Here is a 291-nt window from a genome sequence, read left to right as displayed (position 1 = left end):
CGAGGTCAATTTCTTCGGCATCACGCTCGACGGCGCGGCCGTCTCGGTGGTGTATGTCGTCAGCAATGCCTGCTTTGCTCTGGCGTTGCTGGTGGTAGGCGCGCAGCACCGCCGTTTTCACCAGTGGCTTCAAGTGCCTTGGTTCGTGTTCGGTATGGGGCTTTTGGCCACCGTGGGCACGGTGCTCGTCTTTGCGCTTCAGCCTGTTGGTGGCCTGTGGTATGCTCTGGGCGCGGCACTTATCGGCGTGGGCACGTCGTTTGTGGCGGCAAAGGCCATGCTGCAGTTCAC

1 protein-coding gene is annotated in these 291 nt (G+C 61.5%); it reads left to right on the top strand.

Going from position 1 to position 291, the window contains the following annotated elements:
- Positions 1-291, top strand: a 291-nt coding sequence (locus tag PZH32_RS13600; RefSeq protein WP_275208789.1) for a hypothetical protein, incomplete at both ends; no start/stop codon positions are given.

This window comes from Adlercreutzia equolifaciens (assembly GCF_029076695.1).
GTDB classification, from domain to species: Bacteria; Actinomycetota; Coriobacteriia; order Coriobacteriales; family Eggerthellaceae; genus Adlercreutzia; species Adlercreutzia equolifaciens_A.
Note: the sequence above shows the minus strand (reverse complement) of the source record. Positions and strands in the feature narration are given on the sequence as shown.